Consider the following 24,139-nt stretch of genomic DNA (forward strand, 5'->3'; position numbering starts at 1 on the left):
CATCGATCTTGCGAGCTAGAGCCAGGCTAGGCGGGATGGTGCGGCGGATGCGGAGTTGGCTCCAGCCAATGAGCAATCCGACGCGCCGTCCCTAAATCACACAGCAGACGCATGGCCGACGCGCAGCAGATCGAATCAATCCCCGTCGTTGGCGTTGAACCCCAGCTGCACCCCAAGTGCCTTGGCGAGGTCGCCTTCGTGCAGGCGGTGGACAACGTTCAGGCTGTCGTACAGCTCGTTCAACTGCTTGAGGCCGGCTTCGTTCTTGAGCAGCTCGCTGAGCGGCTGGTTGATCGCCTTCAGCTTGCCGTGGACGTCGGCGTAGGCCGCGTCGATCTTGCCGGCCAGCTCTTTCTGCTCGGCCGGCAGCAGGGCGCGCAGGCCCTTCTTGTCGGTGCCGTCCCACAGCGCCTGGGCGCCGGTCAGGCTGGAGTCCAGGCTCGCCAGCGACATGTCGCTGCGCCAGCCTTCGGCCTGGAACGGCTGCGGGATGCCCTTGCTCTGGCGGCCCAGTGGGGTGCCAAGTTTCTTCTTCAGCATGTCCAGCGCGGTGACCTGCACCCGCAGCAGCTCGGCGATGGCCTCGTGGGCATCGGCGTAGCGCTCGTTGGGGAACTTGGAGAGCTGGGCGAGCATGCCGCCGTCCTGCTTCCACTGCGCCAGGATGCTCTCCGCCAGGGCCTGCTGGTGGCTGCCGATGGCTTCCAGCAGCGGGCAGTAGCGCGCCTTGGTCTCGGCGTTGGCGAGGTCGATCTTGGCGTCGTAGAGGATGTATTCGTAGGCGGTCAGGCCCTGGACCACGACGCTGGATTTATCCAGGGTCGCCGGGGAAATCGCGTTGCCGCTGTTGAGCAACTGCTCGACCTGGCGCGCCACGAGATTCTTCTTGTCCGGCCAGAACTGTACCTGCCAGGAGCGGTTGCCCTCGGCCAGCGGGCCGACCAGCAGCGGCTGCAGCTCGGCCCAGGCCTTCTGCGCGGCCATGAAGTCGGCGCGGGCCTTGGTCAGGTCTTCCTTGCCCTGGCAGTAGGCCAGGGCGCTGGCGGCCAGCGCGCGGTCGGCGTCGACCCAGCGGCTGTACGTCGGCAGGATCACCTGCTGGGCCAGCGTGGCGCTGGTGGTGGCCTGCGGGTCGGTGGGCGAGCAGGCGCCCAGGGCGATGGCGAGGCTGGTGATCAGCAGTCGGGGGCGGAACATGGTGGGCTCGGCTCCTTAGAGTGAGTTCAAAAACGCCAGCAGGGCATCGCGCTGCCCGGCGTCGAAATTCAGTACGCGTTGCTTGGCCGCCTCGGCTTCGCCGCCGTGCCAGAGCACGGCTTCGAGCAGGTTGCGGGCGCGGCCGTCATGCAGGAACTGGGTGTGGCCGTTGACCGTTTCGGTCAGGCCAATGCCCCACAGCGGCGCCGTGCGCCAGTCGCGGCCGCTGGCGAGAAATTCCGGGCGATTGTCCGCTAGTCCCTCGCCCATGTCATGCAGCAGCAGGTCGCTGTAGGGGCGGATGACCTGGTTGGCCAGTTCCGGCTCGGCTGCATTGGCGCCGGTGGTGAACTTGGGCGTGTGGCAGCTGGCGCAGCCGGAGTCGAAGAACAGGCCCTTGCCGGAGAGTACCTGCGGGTCGTCGACCTTGCGCCGCGCCGGCACCGCGAGGTTGCGGGCGTAGAAGGCGACCTGGTTGAAGATGTGCTGGCTGACTTCCGGCTTGCCGCCGTCGATGGCGTTCAGGCAGTCGACCTGGGCCTTGGTGCAGTCGTCGCTGGGCAGCAGGTCGCTGGTCAGGCCCATGTCGCCGGAGAAGGCGTGGGCGTTCTGCTGGGCGACGTTGGGTTGCCCGGCCTTCCAGCCGAAGCGGCCGAGTACGGTGGCCTGCTGCGCTTCGTCCCAGACCCGGTTCGGCCGGCCTTGGACGCCATCGCTGCCCTTGGCCTGGAGATCGGCGTTGGCGAGGATGTCCGCCTCGCTGATGGACTCCAGCAGGCCCAGGCCGATCATCGGCGGGGCGATGCGCGCGGAGAACATCGTGTTCGGGTGCATCGGGCCGTAGCCCAGGTCGCTGATCAGCAGCCTGGGCTTGCGCAGCTCGACTTCGGTGCCGTCCTTGAAAGTGACCGTCACCGGCTCGTAATCCACCCGCACCTTGCCTTCAGGCTTCACGCCGGGGATGGCAGAGTCCTGGAACTGGCCGCCGTACACCGGCTCGGGCACCACGCCCAGGCGCTTGATGGTTTCGACATCGGCGGAGCCGGCGGGAATCGACAGGCGCACCAGCATCGACACGGCGTTGACGTCGCCAAGCTCCGGCGGATGGCCGCGGCCGTCCTTGATGTGGCAGTTCTGGCAGGCGTTGGTGTTGAACAGCGGGCCGAGGCCGTCGCGCGCGGTGGTGGTGGTCGGCGCGATCACCCAGGGATTGCGGAAGAAGCTGTTGCCCACGGCGAAGTCCAGGCGGCGGCTCGGCGTGAGGTTGCCCGAGGGCATGGAATAGGCGTTGCGGTCGCTCTGTTTCACCGTGGTGGCGCCGCCGGACAGTGCTTCGCCAGGTTCGGCCACGGCGTGCTGGGAGGTCTCCGGCTTGCACGCGGCAAGGGCGAGGGCAGACAGCAGCGGCACAAGGCACAGGGCGGTACGACGGTGGAGCATTGGCGGGGGTTCCAGGGCGGTATATGGCAGCGCGCCATGGTAGCAGGGGCGTCAAATGCAAATATGAAAAATTTGTATTTGCGAACGACTTCTTTTGCCGCCCGGAAATGACAAAGCCCCGCGGGGCGGGGCTTTGCAGAGGCTTGCAGGTGGCTGCGGCGTGGAGCCGCAGCGTCTGCAACCCTTCAGGACAGGCTGATCAGAACTGGTGGTCAGCGTTGTCCGGCTTCAGGTCCTGCACGCCGACCGCGGTGGCGGCCTTCTCGATGGCGCCGGTCTGCTTGACCAGCGAGGCGATGGCGTCGCGGATCTTCTGCTGATCGTCCTTGTCTTCCGGGGCGATCATCTGGTCGAAGTGCACACCGTCCTTCTCGGCACGGTCGACGATGACTTGCATCTTGGCTTCGGTGTTGGCCAGGTCGGCTTTCAGATCGGTGTCGGCCTGGGCGTCAGCCTTGGCCACCAGGTCGGACAGGCTCGGGCCCTTCACGACGCTGCCGTCGGTACGCTTGTATTCGCCGGTGTAGATGTTGCGAATGCTCTTGGCGTTGAAGAACAGGGTGTTGTGGGTGTTGTCGCTGAAGCAGTCGTGCTCGTCTTCGGTGGAGTTGGCTTCCAGCGCGACCTTCATGCGCTCGCCAGCCAGCTCGCCGAGGGACAGGGAGCCCATGCCGAAGAACATCTTGCGCAGGTTGTTCTCGGCGGTGTCGGCCTCGACCTTGGCGCGGTAGTTGTCGGCGACGCCGGCCTTGAAGTTGCCGTGCATTTCTTCCAGGTCGGACACCAGCAGGTCGGTGACGGCCTTCAGGTAGGCAGCGCGACGGTCGCAGTGACCGTTGGTGCAGTCCTTGCCCTGGGCGTAGTCGGTGTACTTGCGGTCGCCGGCGCCCGGCTTGGTGCCGTTCAGGTCCTGGCCCCAGAGCAGGAATTCGATGGCGTGGTAGCCAGTGGCGACGTTGGCTTCGGAGCCGCCCAGCTCGTTCAGGCCCTTGAGCTTCTCGCCGGTGATTTCCTTGACGTCGATCTTGTCTTCGCCGACCTGGATCTCGGTGTTGGCGATGATGTTGGCGGTGGCGCCGGCGTTGCCTTCGGCGTGCTGGTAGTCCTTGGCGACGTAGTCGATCAGGCCTTCGTCCAGCGGCCAGGCGTTAACCGCGCCTTCCCAGTCGTCGATGATCGAGTTGCCGAAGCGGAAGGCTTCGCTCTGCGAGTAGGACGGACGGGAAGCGATCCAGGCTTCGCGGGCGGCCTTCAGGGTTTCTTCGCTGGGCTTGGCGATCAGTGCGTCGACCGCGGTCTGCAGGGCCTTGGCGGTGGTCAGGGCGTCGCCGTAGGTGGCTTCGGCGATGTCCAGGTAGTTCTTCACCACGGCCTTGACCGCCGCTTCGTCGACCTTGGCGGTCGCTGCCGGGGCAGTGCTCTGGGTGCTGGCAGCCGGCGCGGCGGCGGCGGGAGCTTCGGCTTTCTTGTCATCGCCGCAGCCGGCGAGGGAGATGGCGATGGCGAGCAGGCTGGCAGTGGCCCAGGGCATACGAGTCATGACGGGTTCCTTTGCATGGAAAAGAGGCGCACGTAAAAAGGACTGCGCAAGAAAATCCGCAACATAATGCGAAAGATTTTCATTTTTGAAAAGAGAGTTCGATAGCGCCGTTCGATCACGGGGCCAGCAAGTCGCCAGCAACGCGCAGGGGGAATTGGCTTTTCGTAGGAGCGAGCTTGCTCGCGAACCGCATGGCACCGGCGCTAGGGCTGTTCGCGAGCAAGCTCGCTCCTACAGGGGGGATTCGGCGTGGGGAGGGCGTTGTCCACCCGAAGGGGTCAATGCCGCTCGACGGACCCGTTGGGATTGCCGCCGGCCGCTTCGGCCAGGCGCCGTGCCTGCTTGAGGTAGAGGGTCAGCTCGCGCGCCGGCAGCGGCTTGCTGTAGAGGTAGCCCTGACCTTCGTGGCAGCCCTGGGCGATGATGTAGGCCTCTTGCTCGACGGTCTCCACACCCTCGGCAATCACCTGCATGCCGAGGCTCTTGCCGAGCTGGATGATGGCGCGAACGATGGTGGCATCGTCGTCGTCCAGCAGCAGGTCCTGGACGAAGCTCTTGTCGATCTTGATTTTGTCCAGCGGCAGGCTCTTCAGGTAGCTCAGCGAGGAGTAGCCGGTGCCGAAGTCGTCGATGGCGATCAGCGCGCCGGCGCGACGCAGGCTGAGCAGGTGCTGGGCGGCGGTGGAGATGTCTTCCATCAGGCCGGTCTCGGTGACTTCCAGCTCCAGCGAACGCGGCGGCAGGCGGTGCATCTGCAAGAGGTTGCTGACCACCCGTGGCAGGGCGTTGTGGCGCAGCTGCACGGTGGACAGGTTGACTGCCAGGCGCAGGTCGTCGAAGCCCTGGTCGTGCCATTCGCGCAGCTGGCGGCAGGCCTGGTCGAGCACCCATTCGCCGATGCTGAAGATGCTGCCGTTCTGCTCCGCCAGCGGGATGAACAGGTCCGGCGGCACCCAGCCCTGGGTCGGGTGCTGCCAGCGCAGCAGCGCCTCGACGCCGACCACGCGGTGATCGCGATAATCCACCTGCGGTTGATAGACCAGGTGCAGCTCGCTGCGGGCCAGGGCTTCGCGCAGGTCCTTCTCCAGTTCGCGGCGGCGGCGCATCTCGCTGTCGACGCTGGCGATGTAGAACTGGTAGCGGTTGCGCGAGCGGCTCTTGGCCAGGGTCATGGTCTGCTCGGCTTTCTGCAGCAGCTTCTCGGTGGTCTCGCCGTCCTCGGGGAATAGGGTGATGCCGATGGTGGCTCGCAGGTGCACGAGGTGCTGGTCCAGCTCGAAGGGCGCTTCCAGGTCGTCGAGGATCTGCTGGGCCAGTTCCGCCGCTTCGTAGGGTTGCTCGATGTCGGCCTGGACCAGGGCGAACTGGTCGCCGCCCAGCCGCGCCAGGGCGCCGAGGTGGGCGCTGCGGGTGCGCAGACGGTCGGCGAGGGCGATCAGCAACTGGTCGCCGAACTGGTAGCTGTACTGTTCGTTGATGCCCTTGAAGTCATCCAGGCCCAGGCAGAGCACGGCGACGCGGCGTTGCAGGCGCGAGGCGCCTTCGAGAATCTGGTCCAGGCGCTGCTGCAGCAGTTTGCGGTTGGGCAGGCCGGTGAGGAAGTCGTACTGGGAGATGCGCAGCAGGCTGTCTTCGGCCTCCCGGCGCAAATGGCCGTTGCGCTCGATGGAGGCCAGCAACTGGTTGGCGGTGGTCACCCATAAACCCAGCTCGTCCTTCTCGTGGCCGTCGGGCATCGGCAGCTTGTGCTGGCTGGGGCGGTCCGGGTTGATCGAGGCGAGGTGCTCGATGATCTTCGACAGCGGCTTGGTCAGCAGCCAGTGGTAGACCATGAATAGCACCAGGCTCAGGGCCATGGCGCGGAGGATGCCGGAGATGAAGATGATCACCGAGGTGGCGACGAAGTCGTCGCCGTAGGGCGCGGTGTCGAGGGTGATCTTCAGGTCGCCGTAGTATTCGTTGGAGCCGCCACGGCCGGCGAGGCGGATGGAGTAGTTCTGCTCGGCGCCGAGGATCGGGTCGGTCAGCCAGCGGGTATTGGAGTCCAGCAGCGGGCGGGACTTCTCCGCCAGCATGGGTTCGTCGGGATGGCCGATGGCGGCGTAGCGCACGGCTTCGTGCTGGAACAGGCCTTCGAGGACCTGCATCGCCATGTCCCGGTCGAGGCTGTAGACGGCCTGGGTGGAGGGGTCGCGGACCATCGCCAGGATGCGCTGGGCATCGTTGTGTACGGCCTGGCGCGCCTTGTGGGCGTCATAGACGATCTGGGCACAGCTGAGCACCACTCCGACCACGAGGGCCGCGAGCAATACCATTCGCAGCAGCTTGAGGGAGAGGCTGTGCCGGGGATCCAGTTTCAAGGGCGTTCCTTGTTTCTCGCCAGGGGCGAACGACTGGGGCTGAGTATTGGCAATTGGCGCAATGACGTCAAAGGGCCATCGTTGTGTTTCGTGACTGTACCGGCCTTTCAGGTTAGCTGACACGCGGGTGTTACGCGCCCATTACGAAAAAACCCGGCGCGGGGCCGGGTTTTTCGTATCAAGCGGGATGCGCTCAGGCAGCGAACTGCTCGGCGACGAAGTCCCAGTTGACCAGGTTCCAGAACGCCTCGACGTACTTCGGACGCAGGTTGCGGTAGTCGATGTAGTAGGCGTGTTCCCAGACGTCGCAGGTCAGCAGCGGGGTGTCGCCGCTGGTCAGCGGGCAGCCGGCGCCGATGGTGCTGGCCAGGGCCAGGGAACCGTCAGCTTTCTTCACCAGCCAGCCCCAGCCGGAGCCGAAGGTGCCGATGGAGGTCTTGCTGAACTCTTCCTTGAACTTGTCGAAGGAACCGAAGGCAGCGTTGATGGCGTCAGCCAGGGCGCCGGTGGGCTGGCCACCGCCGTTGGGGCTCAGGCAGTTCCAGTAGAAGGTGTGGTTCCACACCTGGGCGGCGTTGTTGAAGATGCCGCCGGAGGAGGTCTTGACGATCTCTTCCAGGCTCTTGCCTTCGAACTCGGTACCCGGAACCAGGTTGTTCAGGTTCACGACGTAGGTGTTGTGGTGCTTGTCGTGGTGGAACTCCAGGGTCTCCGCGGAAATGTGCGGCTCAAGGGCGTTCTTCGCGTAAGGCAGCGGCGGCAATTCGAAAGCCATGGTCTCTCTCCTATCTCACTCAGTCTGGGCTAGCGCGACGAGCGCGCGACCGGTACACGGGGCCGGTTCGATGTTTGTCGCGGCATCCGGGCGTAGCTGCAATACGTCCCCGAAGGGACCGGCAGCGCGCCAGTTGCGTCCGGAAGGCTCAAGGCCCGCCGGCGCCGCGAAGGTCGGATCATAGCACCCGACCTGTGGCATATCCACGCAGCAACTGTAGGGGCAAAGGCCCTGCGCAGCGGCCTGCGTCGGAGCGCGGGGCTCACTATGCACTGACCGGGATGACGGATCGTCGTTCGAACTGATTGCCGCCAGTGCCTGCGATCAGCCGGCGAACACCAGCTGCGCGGCCATGCCGAGCATCATCACCGCGACCATCAGGTCGACCAGGCGCCAGGTCGCCGGCCGTGCCAGCCAGGGGGCGAGCCAGGCTGCGCCGAGGGCCAGGGTGAAGAACCACAGCAGCGAGGCGCTGGCCGCGCCCATGGCGTAGGCGCCGGGCGCCGCCTGCTGGGCGCCGAGGGAGCCGATCAGCAGCACGGTGTCGAGGTAGACGTGGGGGTTTAGCAGGGTCACCGCCAGCGCCGCCATCAGCACGGTGCGCCGCGAACGCGGGCCGGTTTGCGTGGCATCGGCCATGGCTTCGGGTGCGACTGCGCGACGCAGCGCCTTGAGGCCGTACCAGAGCAGGAAGGTGACGCCGCCCCAGCGGGCGATGGCCAGCAGCGTCGGGTTCTCGGCGAGGATCTTGGCCAGGCCGAACACCCCGGCGCTGACCAGCAGCGCATCGCACAGCACGCACAGCGCGGCCACCGACAGGTGATGCTCGCGGCGCAGGCTCTGGGCGAGGACGAAGGCGTTCTGCGCGCCGATGGCGATGATCAGGCCGGCGGCGACCAGCAGGCCGTTGAGGTAGCTCTGCCACATGGCTCAGGCCTCCGGATCGAGTGCGAGTGCGCGCAGTGTTTCCAGCGCGCGTTGGCCATCGGCATGGGCGACGAACAGGTGGTCGTGGTACCAGGCGGCGATCACGTTGCAGCTGATCCCGGCTCTGGCCAGGACGCCGGCCACAGCGGCGGTGAGGCCCACCGCCTGCAACGCCGAATGCACCTCCAGGGTCAGCCAGGCGGCGACATAGTCGAAGGCCAGCCCGGCCTGTTCGGCTTCGGCGCGCGCCAGGATCAGCGTCAACCCCTCGCTTTCGCGGAAGCTGCCCAGCGGTTGCAGTCCGGCCGGCAGCTGGCCGTCGGGCAGGGTGCAGAACACGTACTCGCCGTCGTTGAGCACCGGGGTCATGTCGCGCAGCAGCGCGGCCAGGGAAGTTTCGCCAGCCATGGTGGGCAATCCATAAAGAGGGGGAATGCTGGCGATTGTCCGGCTTTCGCCTGTATAAGAAAAACCAATACTGCTGATATCTCATTAGGGAAACTGATCATGTTCGACTACAAGCTGCTTGCCGCCCTGGCCGCCGTGGTGGAGCAGGGCGGTTTCGAGCGCGGCGCCCAGGTGCTGGGGCTGTCGCAGTCGGCCATTTCCCAGCGCATCAAGCTGCTCGAAGCGCGGGTCGGCCAGCCGGTGCTGGTGCGCGCGGCGCGGCCGCAACCGACCGATCTCGGCCAGCGCCTGCTCAACCATGTGCAGCAGGTGCGCCTGCTGGAGGGCGACCTGCAGCAGTGGGTGCCGGCACTGGATGACGGCGCGGCGCCCGAACGCCTGCGCCTGGCGCTGAACGCCGACAGCCTGGCGACCTGGTGGGCGCACGCGGTCGGCGATTTCTGCGGCGAGCGCCACGTGCTGCTGGACCTGGTGGTCGAGGATCAGGAAGTCGGCCTCAAGCGCATGCGCGCCGGCGAGGTGGCCGGCTGCGTCTGCGCCAGTCCGCGCCCGGTGGCCGGCGGTCGCTGCGAGCCGCTGGGCGCCATGCGCTATCGCGGGCTGGCCAGCCCGGAATTCGTCGCCCGGCATTTCCCCAAAGGCGTGACGCCCGCCGGCCTTGTCCGCGCCCCGGCCATCGTCTACGGCCCGGACGATCAGTTGCAGCACCGCTACCTGAAGGACCTCGGCGTCGACGGCCACTTCAGCTACCACCTGTGCCCGTCCTCCGAAGGCTTCGTGCGCATGACCAGCGGCGGCCTCGGCTGGGGCCTGGTGCCGGAGCAACAGGTGCACGGAGAGTTGGAGCGCGGCGAGTTGGTGGACATGCTGCCGGGGCAGGTGATCGACGTGCCCCTCTACTGGCACCACTGGCGCAACGGCGGCGAGTTGCTCGCCGCACTGACCCGGCACCTGCTGGCGAAGGCGCCGGGCCTGCTGGTGCCGATCAGCCCCGAATGACGATGCTGCCGCTGCCCGGCAATTGCTCGATGCAGCGCGCGCCGAAGAGTTTCGACGGGGTGAAGTAGCCGACCGTGTTCGGGTTGGCCAACAGGTGGCGCACCGCAAAGAGCACGCCGTGGATGGTCACGTCGTAGCCGTTGGCGGTTTCCAGCCGCGCGGTACGGCGTTCGCCACGGGCGTTGCGCACTTCGCCCCAGACCCAGGTGCGCAGCTTGCTGCGGGCGAGTTCGTCGGGGCCCTGGACGCGCTTGTCCACCTGCTGCTTGAGCCAGTCCTGCACACGGTCGCGGCCCAGCAACGGGCGCAAGCTATCCATCACCCGCATGCCGATGGCGGCGGCTGGCGGCACCGGCAGGTAGACCTCGATGTCGCCAATGCCGGTGGAGTAATAGGCCGTCGCCACGTCGCCCCAGGGAATGGTCACCGCGTGCTTGAGGCCTCGGCCGAAGTCGATGTCGCGGCGCTTGTAGCCCAGCGGCACGTCGCGCAGGCGCCCGGCCTCGCGCACCTTGCCGCCCAGCTTGAGGCCTTCCACGGTGGTCTTGGCGGTGCCCGGCGAGAGGCCGCTGCCGCTGTCGAAGCCCAGCGCCAGGTGCGCGGCGTCAGGCATGGCTTCCTTCAGACAGGCGGCGACGCAGTCGGTGGGGATCACGTCGAAGCCGACGCCGGGGCAGATCACCACGCCGGCGGTGCGCGCTACTTCGTCGAGACTGTGGGCGTACTCGAAGACGGAAATCTCCCCGGTGATATCCACGTAGTGCGCGCCGCTGGCGATGCAGGCCTCGATCATCGGCGCGGCGGTGGCGGAGAACGGCCCGGCGCAGTTTGCAACCACGCCGACATCTTCCAGCGCGGCCAGGGCGGCAGCGCTGTCGTTCAGGTCGAATACCCGGCATTCCAGTCCCAGTGAACTGCCCAGCGCATGCAGACTGGCCGGGTTACGACCGCCGAGGATCGGCTTCAGGCCCTCGCGCTGCGCCTGCTCGGCCACCAGCCGGCCGGTGTAGCCGTTGGCGCCGTAGATCATCCAGTGGGGCTTGCTCATGGTGTGGCCTCTTGAGAAAACTGCGTGCCTCAAAGGGTAGTCGCAACTGCCCGGTGACTGTCGCCGATCGCAAGTCGTGCAACCCTGGCGCGGCGCTGCGGTCTGCAAGGATTCGTTTCTGGCGTGCAAGGCCAGAGTAGTAGGGTGCGGCGCCTGTTAGAGTCGCCGGACTATAAGAACGGGAGTGGCGTGCATGAAGATTCTGGTCACCGGAGCCAGCGGTTTCATTGGCGGGCGTTTTGCCCGTTTTGCCCTGGAGCAGGGGCTGGCGGTACGGGTGAACGGACGCCGCGAAGAGGCGCTGCAACCGCTGGTGGCGCGCGGCGCCGAATTCATGGCCGGCGACCTGTCCGACCCGGCGCTGGTGCGCGCGCTGTGCAGCGACGTCGACGCCGTGGTGCATTGTGCTGGCGCGGTCGGCGTGTGGGGCAGCCAGGAATACTTCCACCAGGCCAACGTGACCATGACCGAGTCGGTGGTCGAGGCCTGCCTCAAGCAGAAGGTGCGCCGGCTGGTGCACCTGTCGTCGCCGTCGATCTACTTCGATGGCCAGTCCCACGTCGGCATCAGCGAGCAGCAGGTGCCCAAGCGCTTCGCCAACCACTACGGCTCGACCAAGTACCAGTCCGAACTGGTCGCCCTCGGCGCCCAGGAGTTCGGCCTGGAGGTGCTGGCGCTGCGTCCGCGCTTCGTCACCGGCGCCGGCGACACCAGCATCTTCCCGCGGATGATCGCCGCGCACCGCAAGGGCCGCCTGCGCATCATCGGCCAGGGTCTGAACAAGGTGGACTTCACCAGCATCCAGAACCTCAACGACGCGCTGTTCGCCAGCCTGATGGCCGGCGACGAAGCGCTTGGCCAGGCCTACAACATCAGCAACGGCCAGCCACTGCCGCTGTGGGACGTGGTGAACTACGTGCTGCGTCGGCTGGACATGCAGCCGGTGGAACGGCACATGCCCTACGGGCTGGCCTACAACCTGGCTCTTGTCAACGAAGGCGTGTGCAAGGTCCTGCCCGGCCGCCCGGAGCCGACCCTGCATCGCCTGGGCATGGCGGTGATGGCCAAGGACTTCTCCCTGGACATCAGCCGCGCCCGCCAGTACCTCGACTACGACCCGCAGAACAGCCTGTGGGATGCGCTGGACGAGTTCTGCGACTGGTGGCGGGTGCGCGGGGCGTAATGTTTCGTGAGTTGTAGGCCCGCTGCGAGGGCAACTGCTGGCGCAGGACCTTCCCTGTAGGAGCGAACTTGCTCGCGAACCGCACGGCACCGCAGCTCGGGCTGTTCGCGAGCAAGCTCGCTCCTACAACAGCCGCATCAGCGTGAGGGGCGGGCACCGCCGCGCAGCGGCCCGGAGTATTGCTGGTCAGCACCGCCCTGCAGCGGCAGGAAGCTCGGTTCCTGCACCACGCGGGGCAGCTTCACGCCGCTCAGCGCGCTCAGGCGTTCGCCCAGCTCGCGCGTCTCGCCCCGCGCAGAGTCGGCGGAGGCGCGCAGCATCTGCTCGATGGCGTCGCTCTGCTGGTACTGGATATCCAGCGCCTGTTCCTCACGCAGACGGCGGCGCAGTTCACGCATGCAATCCAGGATGGCCTTGTTGAGTTCGATCACCCGACTTCCTCCCCGCGATGGGCGCCAGAGCGGCGCCAAGTGATCAGAGGCCGGAGCAAGCCGCGTGCCACGATGTCGCAAAGCCACTATTGGCGGGTCGGCCAGGGAACTGCACCAGTGAAGACGGGGTCTTCTATGCGCCGACGAGGTGCGTAGTGCCCTGTGATGGCACGCTGCTCACGCGCGTCGCGCGAACGGATATACTGCGCCCAGCGCAGGCAACACGCCGCTTCATCCCCACAGGTTCACTCCATGCGTAACGACACGTTCGACGAATTCGATGATGTGCCCCACCTTTCCACCGACGCCGCTGATCGCGACGAGTTCGGTCATCACCCGCGCCGCGTGGTCGAGCCCAACGGCCGTCCCGTACCGCAGCCGGTGAAGCGTGGCGGCGGCGGTACCGGGGCGCTGTGGGCGCTGGTGGCGGCCATGGCCATCGCCCTGGCCGGCGTCGGCTGGTGGAGCCACCAGCAACTGATGCTGATGGAGCAGCAACTGATCGCCACCCAGGAAAGTTTCGCCAAGATCAGCGAAGAAGCCGCCGGTCGCCTGGATGACATCCGCGGCAAGTTCGTCTCCAACGAATCCAGCGGCATGAGCGACCGCGAAGCGCTCAAGCTGCAGGTCAAGCAGTTGCAGGGCCGCCTCGCCGAGCAGGCCAAGGCGCAGCAGACTTCCCTGTCGGAGTTCGACGGCGCCCAGGGCAAGCGGCTGGCGCAGGTCAGTGCCGACCTCAAGGCCCAGCAGGAAAGCGCCGCGCTGCTGATGACCCAGCTCGACGGCAAGCTCAAGGCCATCACCGACGAGCAGGACAAGCTGAAGAACGTGCAGGCCGACCTCGCCAGCGCCAACCAGCAGATCCAGGGGCTGAACACCGAAATCGCCAACCTGAAGAAGCAGGGCAACCAGAGCCAGGCGATCAAGAGCGTGCAGGACGACCTGATGCTGCTGCGCGCCGAGGTCGATGGCCGCCAGGGCCAGGCCGGCAGCGATACCAAGGAGTTCGACGTGTTCCGCATCCAGGTGATGCGCAACATCAACACCCTGCAGCAGCAGATGCAGAACCTCCAGCAGCAACTCAGCGCGCGCTGATCCGCCTGGACAGGAAAAGCCCCCGCCGCGAAAGCGCCGGGGGCTTTTTCATGGCCATCCCTCTTTGGGGGTAGTGTCGGCAATTCTTGTCTTGAATCAGTTTCAGGGCCGGCCTCGAGGCGAATAATCGCTAACAAATGAGAGTCATTCTGATTCTCCCGTTGTTCGATCATTCGCCCGGAGGCACCCCATGCACGATCTTCAAGCGCAACGCCGGTACCGCATTGCCGGATACCGCCCCGGGATCGGTGCCGCCTTCCGCCAGCGCCTGTTCTCCATGGGGCTGCTGCCAGGCGCCGAATTGAAGGTGCGCCGCGTGGCGCCGCTGGGCGATCCGGTGCAGGTGGATACCCGCCAGTGCAGCCTGGTGCTGCGCCGCCGCGACCTGGCCTTCCTCCAGCTCGAAGTGCAGGACTGAGCCGCCATGGACGAGCTGCGCATCGGCCTGATCGGCAACCCCAACGCGGGCAAGACCACCCTGTTCAACCAGCTCACCGGCTCGCGCCAGCGCGTCGGCAACTGGGCTGGCGTCACCGTGGAGCGCAAGGAAGGCAGCTTCCGCACCGCGCACCACAACGTACGCCTGGTGGACCTGCCCGGCACCTACTCGCTGACCACGCTGTCGACCCAGGCTTCGCTGGACGAGCAGATCGCCCGGCGCTGCATCGTCGATGGCGAGGTGGACGTGCTGGTCAACGTGGTGGACGCCACCAATCTCGAACGCAACCTCTACCTCACCGTGCAGCTGCGCGAAATGGGCCTGCCCTGCGTGGTGGCGCTGAACATGCTCGACATCGCCCGCACCCAGGGCCTGAACATCGACCGCGAAGCGCTGGCGCGGGAGCTGGGTTGCCCGGTGGTGCCGCTGGTTTCGACCCGTGGCGAAGGTATCGACGCGCTGAAAGATGCCATCGATGGCGTGACGGATCAGCCGCCGCTGCACGTGCCGTATCCCGCCGCGCTGCGCAACGCCGTCACCCAGTTGCTGCCCGCCGATGCACCGCCAACCCAGGCCTGGATGGCGCTGCTGGCGCTGGAAGGCGACCTGCACTGCGCCCGCCAGCTCAAGCTCGACCCGGCGAGCCTGCTGGCCGCCCGCGATGCGATCCGCTGCGCCTGCGGCGAAGACCCGGAACTGCTGCTGGTGGACGCGCGCTACCGGCTGATCGGCGAACTCTGCGAGCGCGCCAGCAACCATCGCCAGGCCGCGCCGCACCGCCTGACCCAACTGCTGGACAGCGTCGCGCTGAACCGCTGGCTGGGCATCCCGGTGTTCCTCTTCGTCATGTACCTGATGTTCTTCTTCGCCATCACCCTGGGCGGCGCGCTGCAGCCGATCTTCGACCAGGGTTCCTCGGCACTCTTCATCGACGGTATCCAGTGGCTGGGCGCCCGCAGCGGCGCGCCGGACTGGCTTACCGCGCTGCTCGCCCAGGGCCTGGGCGGCGGCATCAACGCGGTGCTGCCGCTGATTCCGCAGATCGGCCTGATGTACCTGTTCCTCGCGCTGCTCGAAGACTCCGGCTACATGGCCCGCGCGGCCTTCGTCATGGACCGCCTGATGCAGGCCCTCGGCCTGCCGGGCAAATCCTTCGTGCCGCTGATCGTCGGCTTCGGCTGCAACGTGCCGTCGATCATGGGCACCCGCACCCTGGACAACCCGCGCGAACGCCTGATGACCTCGATGATGGCGCCGTTCATGTCCTGCGGTGCGCGGCTGGCGATCTTCGCCGTGTTTGCCGCGGCCTTCTTCGGCCAGAACGGCGCGCTGGCGATCTTCTCGCTGTACCTGCTGGGCATAGTCGTGGCGGTGCTCACCGGCCTGCTGCTCAAGCACACGCTGATGCGCGGCGAGGCCTCGCCCTTCGTCATGGAGCTGCCGCTGTACCACGTGCCGCACCTGCGCAGCCTGCTGCTGCAGACCTGGATGCGCCTGCGCGCCTTCGTGGTCCGCGCGGGGACGGTGATCATCCTGGTCAGCCTGGTGATCGGCGGTCTCAACAGCGTCACCCTCGATGGCCGCCCGGTGCAGGGCGACATCGCCGACTCGGCGCTGGCCAGCCTCAGCCACAAGGTCACGCCGCTGCTCAAACCCATGGGCGTGCACGAGGACAACTGGCAGGCCACGGTGGGTCTGGTGACCGGCGCGCTGGCCAAGGAAGTGGTGGTCGGCACCCTGAACACCCTGTACACCGCCGAGCACATCCACGGCGAAGCCTTCGATGCCGACGGCTACGACCTCTGGGGCCAGCTCAAGCAGGCCGGCGCGGATACCCTGGATGGCCTGCGTGATTCGTTCAGCCTCAGTGTGCTGGCGAATCCGGTCGCCGCGAGCATGGCCGACGGCGAGATGGAGGAGGGCTCCATGGGCACCTTCGCCGCCAAGTTCGGCAGCCCCTTGGCCGCCTACGCCTACCTGGTGTTCGTGCTGCTCTATGTGCCCTGCGTGGCGACCCTCGGCGCGCTGACCCGCGAGAGCGGCCGCGGCTGGATGACCTTCGCGGTGTTCTGGGGCCTCAACGTCGCCTACTCGCTGGCAACCCTCTGCTACCAGGTCTTCAGCTTCGCCGAGCATCCGCAATACAGCGCGGTAGCCATCGGCCTGGTGCTGGCGTTCAACCTGGTGCTGTTCCTGATCCTGCGCTGGGTCGGCCGGCGTGGCCTGGAGTTGGACGGCGAGCGTGAACTGCGCCCGGCCCCGGCGGGGAGCTGCCACTGATGGCCACGGCAATCGCGGTGCGCAACCTGCTCGGCGAGATGGGCGAGGCCGATGTACCGACCCTGGCCCAGCGCCTGGGCGCCTCGAAGGCTCTGCTTGAAGCGCTGCTGGAGCGGCTGTTGGCGATGGGCGTGGTGGAAAAGATCGCACCCGAGCCGGCGGCCTGCGGGAGCTGCAAGGGCTGCGCTGAGGCGACGCGGTGTGCGACCACGGGGTATCGCTTGGCTGGCCGCAACGACGCCACACCCTTGCGCTGGATCACCCAGTAACCTCGAACCGTAGGATGGGTGGAGCCTAGGCGATACCCATGCTGTGGTTGCCGCGGATTGATGGGTATCGCTGCGCTCCACGCCATCCTACGTTCAGCAACTTGTAGGGCGCATAACCCGGAACGGGTTATCCGCCAGGACGGCGGATAACGCCCGAGGCGTTATGCGCCCTACAGTTGCCTCGATATCCAACCCGGCGGCTTTTCGTAGGAGCGAGCTTGCTCGCGAACAGGCCGAGCGCCGGCGCCATGCGGTTCGCGAGCAATAACGATGGCGTCCCCCTCGCTCCTGCATGCGACGCCGAACTTCACCCGTAGGAGCGGACCTTGTCCGCGAAATCTACCGCGCGGACACGGCAGTCACAGGAAGAGGTCATCGACCATCGCCTATCGGCGATTCGCGGAGAAGCTCCGCTCCTACAGGTGGGATGTGTTCCGCCGGAAAACAAAAAGGGGCGCCTTCGAATGAAGGCGCCCTTTTCATTGGCGCTGGAACCCGCCGTTACAGGCGCGGGTAGTCCAGGTAGCCGACCGGGCCCTTGCCGTAGAAGGTTTCCGGATGCGGCTCGTTCCAGGCGGCGCCTTTTTCCAGGCGGGTCACCAGGTCGGGGTTGGCGATGAACGGGATGCCGAAGGCCACCGCATCAGCCTTGCCGCTTTCCAGCCACTCGTTGGCGCTGTCCTTGGTGAAGCGCTCGTTGGCGATGTACACGCCACCGAAGATTTCCTTCAGTTTCGGGCCGATGCTGTCGTCGCCGGCCTTCTCGCGGGTGCAGATGAAGGCCACGCCGCGCTTGCCCAGCTCGCGAGCTACGTAGCCGAAGGTGGCCAGCGGGTCGGTGTCGCCCATGTCATGGGAGTCCATGCGCGGAGCCAGGTGCACGCCGACGCGGCCGGCACCCCAGACGCCGATCACCGCATCGGTGACTTCCAGCAGCAGACGTGCGCGGTTTTCTACCGAGCCGCCGTACTGGTCGGTGCGCTGGTTGGTGCTGCTCTGCAGGAACTGGTCGAGCAGGTAGCCGTTGGCGCCGTGGACTTCCACGCCATCGAAACCGGCGGCCTTGGCATTTTCTGCACCGACGCGGTAGGCCTCGACGATGTCGGCGATCTCTTCGGTTTCCAGGGCGCGCGGGGTGACGAATTCCTTGATCGGGCGCACCAGGCTGACGTGGCCGGCCGGCTTGAGGGCGCTCGGCGCCACCGGCAGTTCACCGTTCAGGTACAGCGGGTCGGAGACGCGGCCCACGTGCCACAACTGCAGCATGATGCGGCCGCCGTTGGCGTGTACGGCCTTGGTGATGTTGGTCCAGCCGCGGACCTGGTCGTCGGACCAGATGCCGGGGGTGTCCGGGTAGCCGACGCCCATCGGGGTCACCGAGGTGGCCTCGCTGAGGATCAGGCCGGCGTCGGCGCGCTGGACGTAGTACTCGGCCATCAGCGCGTTGGGCACGCGGCCTTCGTCGGCGCGGCAGCGGGTCAGCGGGGCCATGACGATGCGGTTGGGCAGTTCCAGGTCACCGATGACGATGGGGTCGAAAAGCGTGGTCATTGCGTTACTCCGGGGCGTGAGGGTGGAGGATCAATCGAGTACGGGTTGGGTCTGGTTGGGCTTGCCGCTGAAGGCGATCATTACCGCGATCAGCGCGAGTACGGAGAGCACGGCGCCGGCCAGGGGCACGCGGGTCAGGCCCAGGCCGTGGTCGATGACGCTGCCGCCGACCCAGGCGCCGATGGCGTTGCCGACGTTGAAGGCGCCGATGTTCAGGGTGGCGACGAGGTTCGGTGCAGCACCGCCGACGCGCACCACGTTGACCTGCAGGGCGGGCACTGCGGCGAAGGCAGAGGCGGCCCAGATGAACAGGGTGATCTCGGCCGGGATCAGCGAGGCGCTGGTCCAGCTCAGGACGGTGGAGACCACCGCCATGGTGGCGAACACGCCGGCCATCGTGGTGCCCAGGCGCCAGTCGGCGAGGCGGCCGCCGACGATGTTGCCCAGGGTCAGGCCGAGGCCGATCAGTACCAGGCTCCAGGTGATGCCGCGCGGCGAGACCTGGGTGATTTCGCCCAGCAGCGGCGCGACATAGGTGAACAGCGCGAAGACGGCGGCGGAGAACAGCACGGTGGTGCCCAGTGCCAGCCACAGTGGGCCATTGCGCAGCGCGGCGACTTCCTTGCGCATGTCCACCGCTTCTTCATCGTGTTTCTTCGGCAGCACGCTCCACAGGCCGATCAGCGCGAACACACCGATCAGGGTCACCGCCCAGAACGGCGAGCGCCAGCCGGCGATCTGCCCCAGCGCGGTGCCGGCTGGTACGCCGAGCACGTTGGCCAAGGTCAGGCCGGTGAACATCAGGGCCACGGCGGAAGCCTTGCGGTTGGCCGGCACCAGGCTGGCGGCAACCACCGAGCCGATGCCGAAGAAGGCGCCGTGGCAGAGGGCGGTGATGATCCGCGCCAGCATCAGCAGGCCATAGTTGGCGGCCACCGCGCAGAGCAGGTTGCCGAGGATGAAGATGCCCATGAGCATCAGCAGCGCGGTCTTGCGCGGCAGGCGGGCGGTGAGCAGGGCCATGATCGGCGCGCCGATGGCGACGCTGAAGGCATAGCCGCTGACCAGCCAGCCGGCGGCGGGAATGGTCACGGAAAGGTCGCCTGCGACCTCGGGCAGCAGGCCCATGATCACGAATTCCGTGGTGCCGATGGCAAACGCGGACAAAGCGAGGACGAGAAGCGAAGTGGGCATGTGCCTGCTCCTGGAGAGTGGGGTGGTCTTGGCTGGCAGTAGCCGGTTACAGCGCTTCGCTCAGGTGGCGAACAAAGGCCTGGATGGTTTCTTCATTGCGTTTGAAGAAGTTCCACTGGCCGACTCTTCGACTGGTCACCAGGCCCGCGCGCTGGAGGGTGGCCAGATGCGCGGAGACGGTGGATTGCGACAGACCGGTGCGCTGGTCGAACTTGCCGGCGCAGACGCCGATCTCGAAGGACTGGTGCTCCTGCTCGACGAAGAATTTCTCCGGGTCCCTGAGCCAGTGCAGCATGTCGCGCCGCACCGGGTGGGCCAGGGCCTTGAAGATTTCTTCGAGGTCGATGTCAGGATCGAGATGGGTTTGTTCAGTCATGGGGCACATCGGTATATCGCGTTGAGACGAACTATATATCGGTCAAAAACGATATGAATTCGTTTGGGGCGATAGTAATGATCACTCCTGATGATACTAGGCGGCAGGCCGCGCCATTGTGGGCGTATCCGTCCGCGATGGTGCGCTGCCGATGACATTACCCGGCTGGCGTAGGAGCGGATTCATCCGCGATGGGCGTCCGGCGCGATGCGAGCCTATCGCGGATGAATCCGCTCCTACGCCGCCGTCATGGCAGGGTGTTTCGGGTTGGTCACGGTTCCGCGCTAAGCTCAGCGACATGAATTACCTAGCGCACCTCCACCTGGGCGGCGACCGGCCTGCCCAACTGCTCGGCAGCCTCTACGGCGATTTCGTCAAAGGCCCGCTGGCCGGCCAGTGGCCCGCCGAGATCGAGGCGGGCATCCGCCTGCACCGGCGCATCGATGCCTTCACCGACAGTCACGCCCTGATACACAGTGCCAAGACACGCTTCCCCAGCGAGCGCCGGCGCATGGCCGGCGTGCTCCTGGACGTGTTCTTCGACCACTGCCTGGCCCGCGACTGGGGGCGTTTCTCCGGCGAGCCGCTGGAGCACTTCACCCAACGGGTCTACGGTGTACTGGGCCGCACGCCCGGCCTGCCGGAGCGTCTGGCACGCATTGCACCGCGCATGGCAGCGCAGGACTGGCTCGGCAGTTATCGCGAGTTCGAGGTACTGCAGGACGTGGTCGTCGGGATGTCCCGGCGCCTGTCGCGGCCATCCCTGCTGGACGGCGCCTGGGACGAGCTGGATCGCCTGTACGAACCGCTGAGCGAAGACTTCCGCGAGTTCTATCCCGAATTGCAGGCATTCGTCAGAAATCTGCCGAATTCGATGGACGGTCCGGCCTGACTTGATATGCGTCAACCGCCCGGCGGCCCATCGCGTGTGCAATAGACACATCTGAAGGACGACGAGAGGAGCAGCATGATGAAGTCGTTAATGGTCGCAACGGATCTGTCCGGCCGTTCCGAAAAGGCTTTGCACCGTGCGGCAGCGCTGGCCAAGCGCTACGCCTGTCCCTGGACCGTGCTCTACGTGGTGGATGAAGACCAGCCCTCGGCGCTGATCGACCAGGAGCTGACCCAGGTGCGCATGATGCTCGAAGCGCGGCTGGTGGAACTCACCGAACTGGGCGGCACCTGCCCGCAGCTGCTGGTGGAGCGCGGCGATCCCAATCAGCAGATTCTCGCCGCGGCGAAGAAGCAGGCCTGCGAAATGCTGGTGATGGGCGCACACCGCAAGAGCGTGCTGCGCGACATCTTCGTCGGCACCACGGTGGAGCGAGTGCTGCGCGCCGGGCAATTGCCGGTGCTGGTGGTCAACCAGCCGGCCGCCGGGCAGTACCGTGATCTGCTGATCGCCCTCGACACCTCGCCGGCTTCGGCCCACGCGGTGGAGGTCGCCAATGACCTGGGTATGCTCGAAGGTGCCGTGCGCCGTGGCGTGTATGCCTTCAGCCCGCTGGCCAAGGGGATGATGCAGTACTCCGGGGTGAGCGAGGAGCGCATCGACGAATTCGTCGGCAGCGAATCGCGCCAGGCCGTGGACGAGCTGAAGAAATTCCTCCACGAGCAGCACCTGGAGGATCGCATCGATGAACAACTGGTGGCCGTCGGGCTGCCGGGCAACGTGTTGCAGCGGATGGTCGACAAGCATCGACCCGATCTGCTGGTCATGGGTACTCGGGGTATGGGCGGAATCAAGCGTGCCCTGATCGGCAGTGTTGCCGACTACGCTCTGCGCGAGCTGGATTGTGACATCCTGGTCGTGCCGCCGGAGGCTTGAACCTCCGGCGTCTGGAGACTGTTTTCAGGCTACACCGGGCAGCTCGAGGGTGCTGCCCGGGGCAGTTTGAAAGCTGTTTCGTCAGAGTGGGAACCCGTCGGCCGTAGGTTACGGCGGGCTCCAAACCTTCTTCGCTTTCCCTGCCGCTTTACTGGCAGACCTCAGGCCGCGATGGCCGACTCTTCCTGAACGTCACAGACCACTGCATGGATCGCAGCATGGGCCTGCTTCGCCAGCAGGTTGCGGTCCTGGTGGGCGCTGGACAGCGCCGGCAGCAGGTGGACTTCCACCACTCCCCGATCATTGTCGAACAGGCGCTTCAGGTGGCTGACCAGATCGTCGTCGCCAATGAACGGCGCCAGCTCGCACGCCTGGCCGTTGCGATGGTAGCGCAGCGCCACCGGCTGCACCGGCACGCCGGCTTCGATGGCGCTGGCCATCAGGCGACCGTGGAAGGTGCGCAGGCCTGTGCCGTCGGTGGTAGTGCCTTCGGGGAAGACCAGCAGTGAGCGACCACGCGACAGGTGTGTGGCCAGCTGCGCGTTGATCATCCGTGCATCACCCGAGCCACGGCGAATGAACAGCGTGCCGGCCTTCTCCGCCAGCCAACCGGCCAGCGGCCACTGGCGCACTTCCGCCTTGGACAGGAAGGTCAGCGGCAGCAGCCCGCCAAGCAGCGGAATATCGACCCAGGACACATGGTTGCTGACCCACAGCATCGGCTGCCGGGGCAGTTCGCCATGTACCTGCAGTTCGAAGGGCAGCGCGGCGGACAGGCGTGCCAGGAACCAGCGCGTCAGGCGCTGGCGCAGCGGCATGCGCTCGCCGGGCAGGCGCTCCAGCAGGCTGACGAAGCTGGCCAGCGCAAGGCCCACCAGCAGCAGTGCCAGCAACCGGGCGACGCGCAGCCAGGCGCGCAGGCGGCGCATCAGACCGCGGCCTTGAAGTGGCGGGCGTAGCGCGGGCAGAGCTCGTCACGCTTGAGCAGGATGAACACGTCGGCGACGCCGAAATCCGGGTCCCAGCAGGGCTCGCCGCAGATCTTCGCGCCCAGGCGCATGTAGGCCTTGAGCAGCGGYGGCAGCTCGGCGGTGAGGTTGTCCGGCACGTCCATGGGCGGCAGCGGGGTCTTCGGTTCGGCGCGCAGGTTTTCCTGGCACAGGTAGCGATCGCGCAGSCGCTGCATGACCGCGCGGGCCTGGATGCCGCCATCGCGCATGGGGATGCTGGCGCAGCCCATCAGGTAGCGGTAGCCGCCTTCGTTGAGCACTTCGGCCAGCTCGCTCCAGAGCACCGCGATGGTGCCGCCGTTGCGGTAATCCGGGTCGACGCAGGTGCGGCCGATCTCCAGCACCGGGCCCTGCAGGTTGTCCAGGCCGTCGAGGGCGAATTCCTCTTCGCTGTAGTAGCGGCCCAGGCGCTGGGCGGCGCGGTGGTCGAGCAGGCGGGTGGTGGCCACCAGCGCGCCGGTGTTCAGGTCGCGCACGCCGATGTGGGCGCAGTGGCGGTCGTAGTCGTCCATGTCCAGCCCCTGGTCCGCGCCCTTGAGCTGGGCATCGAACTCGCTGCTGAACACGCGGTAACGCAGGGCCTGGGCTTCGCGCAGGGCGCGGGCGCCGCGCAGACGCACGGCCTTGAGACGGCGTTCTGCCGGGGTGTCACAGGAGAGGGCGATCTGACTCATGCGAGTGCCTCCGTGAACCGGCCATGCGGGTTGCGGCCGGTCGGCTTTGTTGTGCAAGCTCAGGCTAGGAATGACCGGTGTCACGCCCATGACGGTGCGGTGATGCTTGTATGACAAGAACAACGACCTCGAAGGAAGGAGCGCCGCGATGCCCTGGAATTGCCTGCTCGGCCCGCAGGACCGGTTACCGCCCGGCCTGGCCCTGGACGACTGGTACGCCGAATTGCTCGCCCGCGCCGGGTGCGCCAACAGCTTTGAACTGGCAGTGCTGGGGGGCCGTCTGGCGACCTCGCCAGGGCTGGCTTTCCTCGCTGGCTACCAGGCGGCGTTGCGCGCGCTCTGGCCGGCTGCCCCGCGCAGCCTCGGCGCCTTATGCGTGACCGAGAAGAAGAGCGTGCGCCCCTCCGACCTGCAGACCCGTCTCGAAGGGCTGGTGCTGCACGGCCGCAAGGACTTCGCCACCGCCGCCGAGAGTGCCGCCTGGTGGCTGGTCGCCGCGCGCGACGAGGAGGAGGGCGAGTCGCCGCGCATCGCCATGACCGTGGTGCAGGCCGGTGCCCCCGGCGCCAGGCTCGAAGCACTGCCGGCCCTGCCGCTGATGCCCGACATCCCCCACGCCCGCCTGCTGCTCGACGGCGCCCATTGCGAGCGCCTGCCCGGCGATGGCTGGGAGGCCTACAGCAAACCTTTCCGTACCCTGGAGGACACCCATGTGCTGGCCGCGGTCTGTGCCTGGCTCTATGGCCTGGCGCTGGAACACCAGTGGCCGACCGAGCTGAATATGCGCCTGACCGGCGTGCTCGCCGGCTGCGCCGAAGTCAGCCGGCAGCCCGCCGGGCAGCCGGAAACCCACCTGCTGCTGGCCGGCGTGTTCAGCCAGTTCGAAAGCCTCGCCGCGCCGCTGGATGCCGCATTCGCTGCCGGCGATGCGGAGCTGGCGGCGGTGTGGCGTCGGGACAAGGGCGTGCTCGCCATCGCTGGCTCCGCACGGGCCAAGCGGCTGGAGAAGGCGAAGGTGGCAATAGGCCTTGACCCACGTCAGTGAGGGCTGGGGGAGGGGACGCTAGCCTACGGAAGTTTCTGAGATACCAAGAAATTTCCGCAGGGCTACCCAC

The 24,139-nt window shown here is 66.7% G+C and carries 23 protein-coding genes; 9 read left to right on the plus strand and 14 right to left on the minus strand.

Features of this window, described 5'->3' with window-relative positions; translation table 11 throughout:
* Positions 1–135 precede the first annotated feature (135 nt).
* The 7 genes from QO207_RS19225 to QO207_RS19255 form a co-directional block, all read right to left on the minus strand.
* The gene (locus QO207_RS19225; protein WP_301533911.1) at positions 136–1,197 is read right to left on the minus strand and encodes an imelysin family protein; all 1,062 of its coding nucleotides are present in this window, start codon (positions 1,195–1,197) and stop codon (positions 136–138) included.
* 15 nt (positions 1,198–1,212) lie between these two features.
* Positions 1,213–2,637 (minus strand): di-heme oxidoredictase family protein, encoded by a 1,425-nt coding sequence (locus QO207_RS19230; RefSeq protein WP_301533912.1) that lies wholly within the window; start codon positions 2,635–2,637, stop codon positions 1,213–1,215.
* 199 nt (positions 2,638–2,836) lie between these two features.
* Positions 2,837–4,177, minus strand: coding sequence for an imelysin family protein (locus QO207_RS19235; RefSeq protein WP_301533913.1), 1,341 nt, complete (start codon positions 4,175–4,177; stop codon positions 2,837–2,839).
* Positions 4,178–4,455: 278 nt separating this feature from the next.
* Complete coding sequence (locus QO207_RS19240) at positions 4,456–6,537, minus strand: bifunctional diguanylate cyclase/phosphodiesterase (RefSeq protein ID WP_301533914.1); 2,082 nt, start codon at positions 6,535–6,537, stop codon at positions 4,456–4,458.
* 193 nt (positions 6,538–6,730) lie between these two features.
* Entirely contained in the window at positions 6,731–7,312 is a 582-nt protein-coding gene (locus QO207_RS19245) for a superoxide dismutase (protein ID WP_301533915.1), read from the minus strand.
* A gap of 324 nt (positions 7,313–7,636) precedes the next feature.
* A complete protein-coding gene (locus QO207_RS19250; protein WP_301533916.1) occupies positions 7,637–8,239 on the minus strand; it encodes a LysE/ArgO family amino acid transporter in 603 nt (200 codons plus the stop codon).
* Between the two features lie 3 nt (positions 8,240–8,242).
* Positions 8,243–8,647, minus strand: a complete 405-nt coding sequence (locus tag QO207_RS19255; RefSeq protein ID WP_301533917.1) for an ACT domain-containing protein — start codon at positions 8,645–8,647, stop codon at positions 8,243–8,245.
* A gap of 93 nt (positions 8,648–8,740) precedes the next feature.
* Between QO207_RS19255 and QO207_RS19260 the strand changes: the two genes are divergently transcribed.
* On the plus strand, positions 8,741–9,646 hold the full coding sequence (locus QO207_RS19260; RefSeq protein ID WP_301533994.1) for a LysR family transcriptional regulator ArgP: 906 nt from the start codon (positions 8,741–8,743) through the stop codon (positions 9,644–9,646).
* Here the strand turns inward: QO207_RS19260 and QO207_RS19265 are convergent.
* Entirely contained in the window at positions 9,633–10,694 is a 1,062-nt protein-coding gene (locus QO207_RS19265; protein ID WP_301533918.1) for a trans-acting enoyl reductase family protein, read from the minus strand. The two genes, QO207_RS19260 and QO207_RS19265, sit on opposite strands and share 14 nt — an antisense overlap.
* 193 nt (positions 10,695–10,887) lie before the next feature.
* Between QO207_RS19265 and QO207_RS19270 the strand changes: the two genes are divergently transcribed.
* Complete coding sequence (locus QO207_RS19270; RefSeq protein WP_301533919.1) at positions 10,888–11,877, plus strand: NAD(P)-dependent oxidoreductase; 990 nt, start codon at positions 10,888–10,890, stop codon at positions 11,875–11,877.
* 137 nt (positions 11,878–12,014) lie between these two features.
* On the opposite strand, the gene QO207_RS19275 is transcribed toward QO207_RS19270, so the two are convergent.
* Positions 12,015–12,305, minus strand: a complete 291-nt coding sequence (locus QO207_RS19275) for a hypothetical protein (RefSeq protein ID WP_301533995.1) — start codon at positions 12,303–12,305, stop codon at positions 12,015–12,017.
* Between the two features lie 255 nt (positions 12,306–12,560).
* Between QO207_RS19275 and QO207_RS19280 the strand changes: the two genes are divergently transcribed.
* The 4 genes from QO207_RS19280 to QO207_RS19295 all read left to right on the plus strand — a co-directional run bounded on the left by QO207_RS19280 (position 12,561) and on the right by QO207_RS19295 (position 16,391).
* Positions 12,561–13,403: an ATPase gene (locus tag QO207_RS19280; RefSeq protein ID WP_301533920.1), complete on the plus strand. Its 843-nt coding sequence runs from the start codon at positions 12,561–12,563 to the stop codon at positions 13,401–13,403.
* Positions 13,404–13,593: 190 nt separating this feature from the next.
* Complete coding sequence (gene feoA, locus QO207_RS19285) at positions 13,594–13,821, plus strand: ferrous iron transporter A (RefSeq protein WP_169936660.1); 228 nt, start codon at positions 13,594–13,596, stop codon at positions 13,819–13,821.
* Between the two features lie 6 nt (positions 13,822–13,827).
* Positions 13,828–16,122, plus strand: coding sequence for a Fe(2+) transporter permease subunit FeoB (gene feoB, locus QO207_RS19290; RefSeq protein WP_301533921.1), 2,295 nt, complete (start codon positions 13,828–13,830; stop codon positions 16,120–16,122).
* Positions 16,122–16,391, plus strand: a complete 270-nt coding sequence (locus QO207_RS19295) for a FeoC-like transcriptional regulator (protein WP_301533922.1) — start codon at positions 16,122–16,124, stop codon at positions 16,389–16,391. Before feoB ends, QO207_RS19295 begins: the two co-directional genes overlap by 1 nt.
* Positions 16,392–16,892: 501 nt before the next feature.
* Here QO207_RS19295 and QO207_RS19300 read toward each other — a convergent pair.
* Genes QO207_RS19300 through QO207_RS19310 form a run of 3 tightly spaced genes read right to left on the minus strand, consistent with a single transcriptional unit; the run spans position 16,893 to position 19,512 of the window.
* Positions 16,893–17,942, minus strand: a complete 1,050-nt coding sequence (locus tag QO207_RS19300; protein WP_301533923.1) for an alkene reductase — start codon at positions 17,940–17,942, stop codon at positions 16,893–16,895.
* Between the two features lie 30 nt (positions 17,943–17,972).
* Complete coding sequence (locus QO207_RS19305; RefSeq protein ID WP_301533924.1) at positions 17,973–19,136, minus strand: MFS transporter; 1,164 nt, start codon at positions 19,134–19,136, stop codon at positions 17,973–17,975.
* A gap of 46 nt (positions 19,137–19,182) precedes the next feature.
* A complete protein-coding gene (locus QO207_RS19310; RefSeq protein ID WP_301533925.1) occupies positions 19,183–19,512 on the minus strand; it encodes a helix-turn-helix transcriptional regulator in 330 nt (109 codons plus the stop codon).
* A 298-nt stretch (positions 19,513–19,810) separates the two neighbouring features.
* On the opposite strand from QO207_RS19310, the gene QO207_RS19315 reads away from it, so the two are divergent.
* Positions 19,811–20,404 (plus strand): ACP phosphodiesterase, encoded by a 594-nt coding sequence (locus tag QO207_RS19315; protein WP_301533926.1) that lies wholly within the window; start codon positions 19,811–19,813, stop codon positions 20,402–20,404.
* Between the two features lie 78 nt (positions 20,405–20,482).
* Positions 20,483–21,340 (plus strand): universal stress protein, encoded by an 858-nt coding sequence (locus QO207_RS19320; RefSeq protein ID WP_301533927.1) that lies wholly within the window; start codon positions 20,483–20,485, stop codon positions 21,338–21,340.
* Positions 21,341–21,501: 161 nt separating this feature from the next.
* Here the strand turns inward: QO207_RS19320 and QO207_RS19325 are convergent, their stop codons facing one another.
* On the minus strand, positions 21,502–22,269 hold the full coding sequence (locus QO207_RS19325; protein ID WP_301533928.1) for a 1-acyl-sn-glycerol-3-phosphate acyltransferase: 768 nt from the start codon (positions 22,267–22,269) through the stop codon (positions 21,502–21,504).
* The gene (olsB, locus tag QO207_RS19330; RefSeq protein WP_301533929.1) at positions 22,269–23,024 is read right to left on the minus strand and encodes an L-ornithine N(alpha)-acyltransferase; all 756 of its coding nucleotides are present in this window, start codon (positions 23,022–23,024) and stop codon (positions 22,269–22,271) included. Before olsB ends, QO207_RS19325 begins: the two co-directional genes overlap by 1 nt.
* 148 nt (positions 23,025–23,172) lie before the next feature.
* On the opposite strand from olsB, the gene QO207_RS19335 reads away from it, so the two are divergent.
* Complete coding sequence (locus QO207_RS19335; protein WP_301533930.1) at positions 23,173–24,069, plus strand: acyl-CoA dehydrogenase; 897 nt, start codon at positions 23,173–23,175, stop codon at positions 24,067–24,069.
* The last annotated feature ends 70 nt before the right edge of the window (positions 24,070–24,139 follow it).

The sequence above is a fragment of the Pseudomonas sp. CAN1 genome, assembly GCF_030462585.1.
In the GTDB taxonomy this organism is placed as follows: Bacteria; Pseudomonadota; Gammaproteobacteria; order Pseudomonadales; family Pseudomonadaceae; genus Pseudomonas.

Coding starts and splice junctions, on each gene's coding strand:
- QO207_RS19225 (WP_301533911.1), bottom strand. CDS start 1,197: ATGTTCCGCCCCCGACTGCTGATCACCAGCCTCGCCATCGCCCTGGGC.
- QO207_RS19230 (WP_301533912.1), bottom strand. CDS start 2,637: ATGCTCCACCGTCGTACCGCCCTGTGCCTTGTGCCGCTGCTGTCTGCC.
- QO207_RS19235 (WP_301533913.1), bottom strand. CDS start 4,177: ATGACTCGTATGCCCTGGGCCACTGCCAGCCTGCTCGCCATCGCCATC.
- QO207_RS19245 (WP_301533915.1), bottom strand. CDS start 7,312: ATGGCTTTCGAATTGCCGCCGCTGCCTTACGCGAAGAACGCCCTTGAG.
- QO207_RS19250 (WP_301533916.1), bottom strand. CDS start 8,239: ATGTGGCAGAGCTACCTCAACGGCCTGCTGGTCGCCGCCGGCCTGATC.
- QO207_RS19255 (WP_301533917.1), bottom strand. CDS start 8,647: ATGGCTGGCGAAACTTCCCTGGCCGCGCTGCTGCGCGACATGACCCCG.
- QO207_RS19265 (WP_301533918.1), bottom strand. CDS start 10,694: ATGAGCAAGCCCCACTGGATGATCTACGGCGCCAACGGCTACACCGGC.
- QO207_RS19270 (WP_301533919.1), top strand. CDS start 10,888: ATGAAGATTCTGGTCACCGGAGCCAGCGGTTTCATTGGCGGGCGTTTT.
- QO207_RS19280 (WP_301533920.1), top strand. CDS start 12,561: ATGCGTAACGACACGTTCGACGAATTCGATGATGTGCCCCACCTTTCC.
- feoA (WP_169936660.1), top strand. CDS start 13,594: ATGCACGATCTTCAAGCGCAACGCCGGTACCGCATTGCCGGATACCGC.
- feoB (WP_301533921.1), top strand. CDS start 13,828: ATGGACGAGCTGCGCATCGGCCTGATCGGCAACCCCAACGCGGGCAAG.
- QO207_RS19295 (WP_301533922.1), top strand. CDS start 16,122: ATGGCCACGGCAATCGCGGTGCGCAACCTGCTCGGCGAGATGGGCGAG.
- QO207_RS19300 (WP_301533923.1), bottom strand. CDS start 17,942: ATGACCACGCTTTTCGACCCCATCGTCATCGGTGACCTGGAACTGCCC.
- QO207_RS19305 (WP_301533924.1), bottom strand. CDS start 19,136: ATGCCCACTTCGCTTCTCGTCCTCGCTTTGTCCGCGTTTGCCATCGGC.
- QO207_RS19310 (WP_301533925.1), bottom strand. CDS start 19,512: ATGACTGAACAAACCCATCTCGATCCTGACATCGACCTCGAAGAAATC.
- QO207_RS19315 (WP_301533926.1), top strand. CDS start 19,811: ATGAATTACCTAGCGCACCTCCACCTGGGCGGCGACCGGCCTGCCCAA.
- QO207_RS19320 (WP_301533927.1), top strand. CDS start 20,483: ATGAAGTCGTTAATGGTCGCAACGGATCTGTCCGGCCGTTCCGAAAAG.
- QO207_RS19325 (WP_301533928.1), bottom strand. CDS start 22,269: ATGCGCCGCCTGCGCGCCTGGCTGCGCGTCGCCCGGTTGCTGGCACTG.
- QO207_RS19335 (WP_301533930.1), top strand. CDS start 23,173: ATGCCCTGGAATTGCCTGCTCGGCCCGCAGGACCGGTTACCGCCCGGC.